This window comes from Bacteroidales bacterium, assembly GCA_017521245.1.
Lineage (GTDB): Bacteria > Bacteroidota > Bacteroidia > Bacteroidales > G3-4614 > Caccoplasma_A.
In genome coordinates this window covers 1-9,573 of record JAFXDI010000041.1, presented here as the reverse complement: position 1 = coordinate 9,573, position 9,573 = coordinate 1, and the positions used below count along the sequence as shown (strand labels likewise).

At 39.8% G+C, this 9,573-nt stretch carries 8 protein-coding genes; 3 read left to right on the top strand and 5 right to left on the bottom strand.

The window, feature by feature from the left end; genetic code table 11:
• Positions 1-127: 127 nt before the first annotated feature.
• From IKK64_06350 to IKK64_06340, 3 genes are all read right to left on the bottom strand, one after another.
• Positions 128-292 (bottom strand): hypothetical protein, encoded by a 165-nt coding sequence (locus IKK64_06350; GenBank protein MBR4119683.1) that lies wholly within the window; start codon positions 290-292, stop codon positions 128-130.
• Between the two features lie 426 nt (positions 293-718).
• Positions 719-2,701, bottom strand: a complete 1,983-nt coding sequence (locus tag IKK64_06345; GenBank protein ID MBR4119682.1) for a hypothetical protein — start codon at positions 2,699-2,701, stop codon at positions 719-721.
• Positions 2,702-2,851: 150 nt separating this feature from the next.
• On the bottom strand, positions 2,852-3,100 hold the full coding sequence (locus IKK64_06340) for a hypothetical protein (GenBank protein MBR4119681.1): 249 nt from the start codon (positions 3,098-3,100) through the stop codon (positions 2,852-2,854).
• Positions 3,101-3,203: 103 nt separating this feature from the next.
• Between IKK64_06340 and IKK64_06335 the strand changes: the two genes are divergently transcribed.
• From IKK64_06335 to IKK64_06325, 3 genes are read left to right on the top strand one after another with little or no spacing between them, the layout of a single operon-like run.
• A complete protein-coding gene (locus IKK64_06335; GenBank protein ID MBR4119680.1) occupies positions 3,204-3,728 on the top strand; it encodes a hypothetical protein in 525 nt (174 codons plus the stop codon).
• Between the two features lie 11 nt (positions 3,729-3,739).
• The gene (locus tag IKK64_06330; GenBank protein ID MBR4119679.1) at positions 3,740-4,228 is read left to right on the top strand and encodes a hypothetical protein; all 489 of its coding nucleotides are present in this window, start codon (positions 3,740-3,742) and stop codon (positions 4,226-4,228) included.
• 5 nt (positions 4,229-4,233) lie between these two features.
• The gene (locus IKK64_06325; GenBank protein ID MBR4119678.1) at positions 4,234-6,522 is read left to right on the top strand and encodes a hypothetical protein; all 2,289 of its coding nucleotides are present in this window, start codon (positions 4,234-4,236) and stop codon (positions 6,520-6,522) included.
• Between the two features lie 151 nt (positions 6,523-6,673).
• Here IKK64_06325 and thrC read toward each other — a convergent pair whose 3' ends face one another.
• Both thrC and IKK64_06315 read right to left on the bottom strand, forming a co-directional pair.
• The gene (thrC, locus tag IKK64_06320) at positions 6,674-7,978 is read right to left on the bottom strand and encodes a threonine synthase (GenBank protein MBR4119677.1); all 1,305 of its coding nucleotides are present in this window, start codon (positions 7,976-7,978) and stop codon (positions 6,674-6,676) included.
• Between the two features lie 4 nt (positions 7,979-7,982).
• Positions 7,983-9,191 carry a cofactor-independent phosphoglycerate mutase gene (locus IKK64_06315; GenBank protein MBR4119676.1) on the bottom strand — a complete coding sequence of 403 codons (1,209 nt, stop codon included), beginning with the start codon at positions 9,189-9,191 and terminating at the stop codon, positions 7,983-7,985.
• Positions 9,192-9,573 lie beyond the last annotated feature (382 nt).

The following is a 9,573-nucleotide window of genomic DNA, read 5'->3' as shown; positions in this document are numbered from 1 at the left end:
TTTAGATAAGACTGTCCCTAAGTTTACATAAAAAGTTGCCAAAGCTGCCGTGTCATTCTCTGTTCTATCCTCAATTTTTAAGCAATTATTGATTGCTTTTTTCAACAACTCTTTAGCCCCAGACCTATTACCCATCACTTCTTTCTCTCCAGTTCATTCCTGCTTTGATTTCGGATGTATCAATCCAAACCTCATGTTTGAGGTTTCCCTCTGCATCCTTTGAGAGATAGTCTCTTATCTTTTCAATCAGCGGTGCATTCGAATCATGTCCGTAACTGAGGAATATTTTCATAGTTCACTCTTTTGTTATTCTTGTACAAAATTAACGATATTTTTTCATTCAAAGAATTTGTAATGAACAAAATATCCATCAACAGAATATTTATACTCCATTCGCACATAAAGAGTCGGTAATCCTCTTTAGTTAACGGATTACACGATTCTGAATGATTTGATAATAGATTGTTCCCTTCTTGTTTTCGTTTATTGAGTGTCGAAACTTTACCTTGATACTTGCCATATTTTTATATTTAATATAATTTACTGACAAATAAAATAGTAATACAATAGCAATAAGTGGTAAATTTATATAAAGGAATGGTAAGTGGCTCTACTAACTAATTTCTAATTAAAGAACCCTCGTTCTTTGATTATGCTTATGCTCGGTAAAACTCAAACAAGTTTGGTTTTACTCTTGCTTAATCGCAAAATCAACAAACTAAATAGTTGCTTCGCTAATGGGGATTTTACTTCTTACTCCTACTCTCCTATTATGGAGTTGAGGGAGTGGCTCAGTGTAGCAGATGTAGGTTCCTATACAACGGGTAATAAGGATATCATCGTGATGCCCCTCCATTGCTCCGTACGCTCCATTCTGTTTTCTCTCAAATACATCGTGTTCGTAACAAGCATCAAAGTCGCGTTCAATATAACCGCCCTCACGTAGCATCCTAACCTGATGTGCTATAAGCATAAGTTTTGTGGCTCTGTTCATATGAAATCCCCATCGTACTCCACTGCCAGAATGAATCATATTTGAGGTTTGTCGGGCATAAAGGTTGGGATATACCCCAGAGACTGTTTCGAGGATATACTCCGAAGAGTCATCATCTCCTCGCTCTGTTTCAAGGGTATTACTCTCTACAACCAATAGGCTCTTATTATAGAACTCGGCTATCTGCACAGCCTTCCATGCGAGTAGATCATGGTCAATATGTCCTCGCCACTGAGCCACTACTTCAGGTACTCCTCCATGTAGCATCCAGTAGCGGTCAAACACTACAATAACTGAATAGTCGGCTTTATTTGACCTTCCGCCTATATCAACAACTGTTATGTATCGCATAGAAAAGAGATTCTCCTCATCGGGCATCTCCCAAAGACGAAGTTCTCCCCCACTCTCCTCTATAAAACGAACATCTGTTAATGCATCTTTTCCTCTGTCGCTCTTGCCGTATATATCGCCAACATATTTAGGTTCGCAACACTCCTTGCGTAACCTCTCAACTGATGCGTGCGAAAAGACTTTTTCGCCTGAATAGTTAAATGCCTCTATATCATCGGAAGGGTACTCCGCCATCATATCGGCATGTTCTGAGTACTCTTTGCGCTTTTCTCTGTACCAAGCAATCGCCTCAAGGGTTGCTCCTTTGTTCCACAACTCCCACTCATATTTTGATAGCGACTCGGCAAACTCCTTGTGATTAGCAACCGGCTTTGAGTATATCTCAATCTCAAACCATGGTACAAAAACAAACTTCTTATCACTCTCACCCCTCTTTGCTCTCATACACTCTTTGTGGAAATAGTTGCCTGTTCCGTTTGCTGTACTCTCCATAACTATTACCGATAGAGGGAGCAACGCTACCGATCCACAGACCGATCGCACCATACTTTCGGGTGTTTTTCGTTGTGTTGAGTTCCAAAATGCAACCTCCGAAAGGTGTGCCATAACGGCATCTGTTCCTCGTACCGACTCTGGTGTCTCTGCCGATCCGATTGTTATCTTACTTTTGGTTGCCGAAATTATTGAGGTGTTTGCCATCCTTTCAAATGGTTGAAACTTTATTGGCTCTTCGCTATCTAGCAACCACGATGGATAGTTTTCTAAGAGTTTGGAGTACATTCCTTTGATGTTTAGTGCAGAGTCTTTTAGGTGTGCACATATAACACTATTCCAATTCTTTCGATGCACCAACTGAATCCACGCCATATATATTTGAACAAGTGTTGAGCCTCCCCATTGACGTGCTTTTAGCAGTATTATACGTATTGGTTTATCGGCAAGACGCATCTCCTCTAACTCTCTCAACAATCGGCGTTGGGGTGTGTTGAGTTTAAATGCTATGTCGCTGTCGCCCATTTTATTCTTGATGCGAACAAACATTATTGACCAAAACTCAAAATCATATTTTATTCTAATCTTTATCCAATGCTTCCAAACTTCATCTACTACGCTATCGGTTGGCTTTACTTTTAGATGTTCTATGATAAACTTCTTTATACTCCCGTAACGCCTCAACAGTTGCACTAACTCCACCTCTGCCATTGCTTTAGGTATATATTGCAATGGTATAGGGGAGTCGGGAATATGGAATGCTATACGCTCTCCACATCCTCCCTCTCCTATATGTGGTTGATACACGCTGTTTATCTTTGCCAATCTTTTGGCATTTTCACTAACTACCTTTTTTATATCCATAACAGTAGCAAAGTAATTAAAAATTACACTACACTTAGTGGTAATTTTATATAATTAGTTGTTAGTTATTGGCGAAAGCCACCCTACGGGTAGTTGTTTGCTGTTAGATTTTTGCCAACAACTAAAGTATGCAGTAGGAGCAACTATCAACTACTTAATTTCCGATAAGCGTTCAAGGGTAGAGGCTATTGCCAATAGGGTGCGTTGTCCATCTTCAGGTGAAGCAGAGGCACTCTCCTGTTTCTCTAAAGTCTCAATACACTTGATAAGGGTTACTTCGTTTGTACACTCAGGTATGAGTTCTCTCAAACGAGAATAACACAAATCCAATATCTCTCTCCTCTCTTTGTTCATAACGCCTTCGGGCGAACATTTTTTCTTTGCAGTTTTCATCTTCATATAAATTTAACATTCAAAGGCAAAATTATTGACAGATATTTGCAGTGCGATGTGATAATTATAAAATTTATTAATTACTAATTAAAAAAAATTATGTTTACTTATGTTTTTAGGAACAATATTCAATGGAATAATGGCGGCGGTACATAATAGACGTGCCAAGAAGGAGAAAGAGAAAGCATTGACGGTTCTTGATCAAGAAGAGGATGAGCTCGATAACCTTTTTAATGAGACCTACTACTCTGATTATATGAAACGTGCCGATGTACAACAGTTGATTAATACGGCTAAGTCGCATTTTCAATCGAACATGAATAACATTCAGGGAAGAGCAACTGTTATGGGCGGTACTGATGAGTGGGTAGGTGCTAATCAGAGAAGGAGTGGCGAGCAACTATCTTCGCTATACTCAAACCTTGCATCTCAGGGTATTCAATGGAAAGATAGTGTGTTGAATAACTATCGGGCTCAAAAAGCAAATATTAATGCTCAAAGATATGGCACACATTCTAATGATGCAGCCTCTTATAGAAATGCAAGTTTTGGTTCGCTAAACAACTTGGCTCAGAACTTCAGCGACTTAGACAACAAACTATTTAACAGTTACGGAGATAAGATTTTTAAGTAAAACAATTAGTTATGAAAACAGATAATGGAAATACTATTGATTTAACTTCTCATATTGAGGATATTGAGCGTGGCGAGGGATTTTATGCTACCCTTGTTGCCGAGAAGCAACGCATCTCACGTCCCGCCCGGAAGAGAATCAATGGCTTGAGGGAACTTTTTGTTTTACTTTATGATCCTGTTGAGAAACAACAATCAGATAGTGCTCTAAGCCGTTTATCGCAACTTATTAAGAGAGTTCTCTTAGTTTATGAGAATGCTCATCCTAAGGAGTTCCTTAGGAAACTGCGTAAAAGGTTATTCAAAATATGCGATAAACTAAGGGGCAGTCAATCAAAAGATTTACCTCTGCCAGAGGTTATGCAAGAGGATGTTATGGATATAACACAACAAGATGTGGATCTACCTCTTGATGATACTCAAAAAGAATTAATTTACAACATGCTTCTCTCTAATGGGGTTACCCATGAGGAGGCTATTAACGAACTTTCAAAATATTAAAAATTATGCCTTACAGAAATTATACAAATTTAAACGGACACTCTCTATTAGAAGAGAATCCTACTGTGAAATCTTTAATGAATAGTAGCAACGGAGTTTTTGCTAATCAATTATCTTCTCAACCTCTTAGCCGTTATGTAGCAACTGGTACTCCAAGTATATCGAGACCTAAAGCCTCTACTTTTGGCGAAGGTATGAAGGTTTGGGGACAACAGATGGCTAACGATATGAGTTATTTGGGCACAATGGTTGACAAAGAGGCTTCGGGTGAGAATTACTTTGATGACGCTATTACCTCGCTACAAGAGTATTACAATGGCAATCTGCTTTCACAACCTAACAGCGAACTATATGCCAGAATGAAAGAGATTGAGGCTGAAAATCAACCTATCCAATTCCCTGCTATGGGACCAACTCATGCTATATCGTTAAACCAACCTCTTAACCCATTACTTGCAACCGAGTATGACCTTCTTGGAGAGATTGCAACACGCCGCGATGCAGGATATACAGATGAGGAAAACCAATTGTGGTTAAGCAATCTACAGCAATATGGAGGCGAGGCTTCGCAACGTCAAAGAGAGATTATTGAGGCTGCTCAGGCTATTCCACAAACTGAAGGATGGGGTACCGTTGGTACTATAACCGGAGGTGTATTAGAGGGATTGACTTCGGTTATTGGTGGTGCTATTAATCCAAGTTTAGGTTTGGCTTTAGGTGGATTAACATTAGGTAAGGCTCTTGGTCAAAGTGTTGCTCAAACAAATAAAGAGATTGATATGTATGAGGCTAGCACTAATTTGACTGTTTCTCCACAAATACGAAATCTATATGTTAAAGGTGTAGCGGCTACTGATCTACTTCTAAACGGATTGATGCAATCGCGATACTTTAAACAATTAGAACTCCCTGCTATAAGTGAGATTCGTAAAAAGGTGTTAAAAAACTTTCTCTCTTCTCCCAAAGCTGCTAATGAGATTAATTCTCTTTTGCGTCAAACAATAAAGAATACTGGCAGATTAAGCGCTGAACAAGCAGGAGCTTCAGGCGTATCGGCTCTAACTCGAAGTATGTTAGGGTTAGCATATAAAAATCCTGAACACTATCCTCTCATTAGTGAGATAGCAAAAGATGCTACTTCACAGGCAATTATTGGAGGTGTAACAGGAGCAGTAACTGGAGGTATTGCTTCTGGCATAGGAGCAGGGATGAGATATCATCAATCTAATCCTAAGATAAAATTGGGTGTAAATTTCCCAGCCGAATACAGGCCTAAAGGATATTCTGGACTTACAGGAAACCTTGATAAGCCTACATTTGCTGCTCGAGAGAATAAAATTCTACAATTAGCACGAGAGAACTTTAAAAGACTTCCAGGTGATGGGGTTAAAGAAAAAAACAAACCTCTTATTGATTTAGGGGAAATGACAGTAGCGGAGTATGACCATTATGCTCCCAGACTGAGAAAAGTATTAGAGGAGTTTTATCTTCCCGAACGTCCAACTATAGACTTTTTATCGAAAGAGAGGTTTGGCTATATTCCTGATAGAGTGAACAACAAACATCTATACTCCTTTGATCTTGATGGTTTGAGCGCAGAAGATTGGTTTATAAGGGAGAAACTTGTATCGGATGTTTTTGGAGAAAATTACCAACTTAACCCGAGATTTTATCCACGAAGCAGAAAAAGGTATGATGTATGGAACATTGGCGAGTATGCATCTGAGTATGCAAACTCATTACGTAGAGATATGCTTAACGACATTGGTGGCAAGATGAAGTTAAAGACTCGTTTGTATGCCGACATTAACGAAGTTCCTAAAGAGTATAAAAAATATATTGGCGATCACTCTCAAAGCAAAGGTTTCTATAATCCCGAAACTGATGAGGTTGCGATAATTGGTAACAACATAAAGAATCAACAAGAACTATACAACACGCTTATTCAAAAGGGCTATGAGACTACAGGATTAAGAGGTGTATTGGGCAGTGAGTTAGACAACCTTTTAGAAGATGTGTATCATAATATGACGCATCGCGAGAGCGAGAGATATTCAGGCAGTGGTAAAAGTTCAAAAGAGATTGCTCTCTCTTATCTTTCTGACATGGTTAAGAATCCATTATTAAACCCAAAAGAGTGGCATAGAATATCAACATACGTTAGATATTTATTCGAAAGCAAATATGGTATTCGACACCTAACTCATGACACTGTGAATAGTCTTTTAAAACGTACTGCAAATCAAATTACAGGTGATGACACCATCTCTGATATGATTAAAAAGGCTAAGTAAAATATTTTGTACTTAAATGAAAGAGGCTGTATCAAAATACGATTTTGATTTCAGCCTCTTTGTGTTTATAATATTTAGAAGTTACTTACGCTCAAAATAGTTTTTACTAACACAACTATATTGTTAGTTTAAAACTAAGGACTTCGTTTTCCTATCTACTTAGTAAGAACTCTTTAAAGTCAGCAAAATTGGGTTTCATCATTATGCTCTCTTTTGTTCCTCGCATAAAGGCTTGAAGACGCTCGGGTATTGCTACTTGTTCTCCTATCACCTCCTCTACGGTGTTGAGAAATTTGGCAGGGTGTGCTGTCTCCAAGAAGAAACCTACTTCACCGTCAATAAGTTTTTCACATAAAGCCCTGTATCCGCATGCTCCATGTGGATCTAATAAGTATCCTGTGCGTGTGTATGCCTCTTTTACTGTTTGACGTATCTCTTCATCGTTATATGATACTCCGCTTATCTCAGCAGTTATTGCTTGGTGAGAGTTTTCGTATAGTGCCAATATTCGGGCAAAGTTACTGGGATCGCCTACATCCATTGCGTTTGCTATTGTGGCTACCGATGGACGTGGGTTATATTTACCTGTATTTAGATACTCCAAAAATACATCGTTGCGGTTATTTGCTGCTATAAAGCGTTTTATTGGCAATCCCATTTTTTTACCAAACAATCCTGCTGTTATGTTTCCAAAGTTACCACTTGGTACGCAACATACCACATTATCTGCCTTCCCTGCTTTTTTGAGTTGTGCGTATGCGTAGAAGTAGTAGAATGCTTGAGGTAAGAATCGTGCCACGTTTATTGAGTTTGCCGAAGTTAGTTTCATTGCCTCGTTCAACTCTTTATCCATAAATGCCGATTTTACCAATGCTTGGCAATCGTCAAATGTTCCCTCTACCTCTATGGCTGTTATATTTTGTCCGAGTGTTGTGAATTGTTTCTCTTGTATCTCGGTTACCTTTGCATGAGGATATAATACATATACTTTTATGCCGGGTACGCCTAAAAATCCGTTGGCTACGGCACTTCCTGTATCACCCGAAGTTGCCACCAATACGTTTACTTCGCGTCCTTCACCCTCTTGCGCTATAAAGTGTCCTAAAAGACGAGCCATAAATCTTGCTCCTACATCTTTGAATGCAAGTGTGGGACCATGGAACAACTCCAATGAGTAGATGTTATCATCGACCTTTACCGCTGGAGCATCAAAAGATAGTGTGTCATATACTATTTTGCGTAGTGTTTCACGCTCTATATCTTCTCCAAAAAATGCATTTGCCACTTCAAATGCTATCTCTTGAAAGGTCATATCTTGAATATTATCGAAGAACTCTTGTGGTAGAGATTTTATCTTCTCGGGCATAAACAAACCTTTGTCCGATGCCAATCCTTTTACTACTGCATCGGCTAATGTTGCATCGGATGCCTGTCCGTTTGTACTGTAATATATCATTGCTTTATTGTTTAAATATCTCTTTTATAAATTGTGCTCCTGTGAGCGTTGTGTAACAGCCTTGTTTTACACTAAATTCGTTGTACTCTTTCACATCGTCAGGTTCTACTCCTGGTGTGTATATTGCAAAGGGTACCGCTTGGCGTGTATGAGTGCGTAGGCGACAAGGGGTTGGGTGGTCTGGTAATAGGGCTATTGTGAGGTCATCTCCCAATGCAGGCATTGCCTCCAATATTGGGGCTATTATACGACTATCAAGATACTCTATTGTTCTCTTCTTCAACTCATAATCTCCCTCGTGTCCAGCCTCATCACTTGCCTCTACATGCAGAAACAAGAAATCATTTTCTCTCAAAGCCTTTATTGCCGCTTCGGCTTTGCCTTCGTAGTTGGTATTATACAACCCTGTTGCTCCCTCTACTTCAATTGAAGTTAGACCTGCATACACACCTATACCTTTTATCAAATCAACTGCCGAGATTACCGCTCCGCTCTTTATTCCGTATTGCTGTTGAAATGTTTGCATAGCAGGGCGATATCCTGGCGACCACGGCCATAGGCTATTGGCAGGATCTTTACCCTCTGCTACTCGTTTTTGGTTTACGGGATGAAGTGGCAACAACTCCTGCGATTTTAAGATTAGAGCATTTATCTTATCGGCTGTTGCTTGTGCCTCCTCTGCTTGTGCCTGAGGCATAACATCAACGCATGGAGTACCTGGTACATCGTGAGGAGGGGTGCATTTTATACGTTTATCTCCGTTTTTAATCTTCAAGAGGTGGCGGTACGATATTCCCGGAAACAGATTTACGTCTCCTCCTCCCAACTCTTGTTGCATATAGTTTATCAACTCAGTAGCCTCCTCGTTTGAGATATGCCCTGCCGAGTGATTTTTTATCTTTCCGTCTTGTACACAGATAAGGTTACAACGCATTGCTACTTCGTTATCCTCTATCCTCACGCCCATACTTGCTGCCTCTAACGAACCTCTGCCCTCAAATACTTTATCGAGGTCGTAACCAAGTATGGCAAGGTTTGCCACTTCGCTACCCGGAGCATATCCGTCAGGGACACTCTTTAACAGACCGCATCGACCGTTTCTGGCAATCCAGTCCATAGATGGCACGTTAGCCGCTTGAAGAGGTGTTTTTCCGCCCAACTCTTCTATCGGCTCATCAGCCATTCCATCGCCAAGTATTATTATGTATTTCATTTTCTCTCCTAAGTTGTGCGGTGCTTACGCACCTTAGTTATTTGTTGTTAGTTGTTAGATATGTAACTAAAAACTACCCGTAGGGCGGCGAAGCCGAAAACTAAAAACTAACAACTTAACCAGCCATTATCACAATCCGTATCTAACGGATGTTTTCTCTCATCACAAGGATTGTCAGAATGGTTTAGATACAACTAACTTTGGTGAGGGTGCTGTGAGCATACAAACGTATGTGAGCAAACCCGATACCTAAAAGTTAGGCAGTAGATAAGCCATTATCACAATCCGTCTCTAACGATTGTTTTCTCTCATCACAAGGATTGTCAGAATGGTTTAGATACAACTAACTTTGGTGAGGGTGCTGTGAGCATACAAACGTATG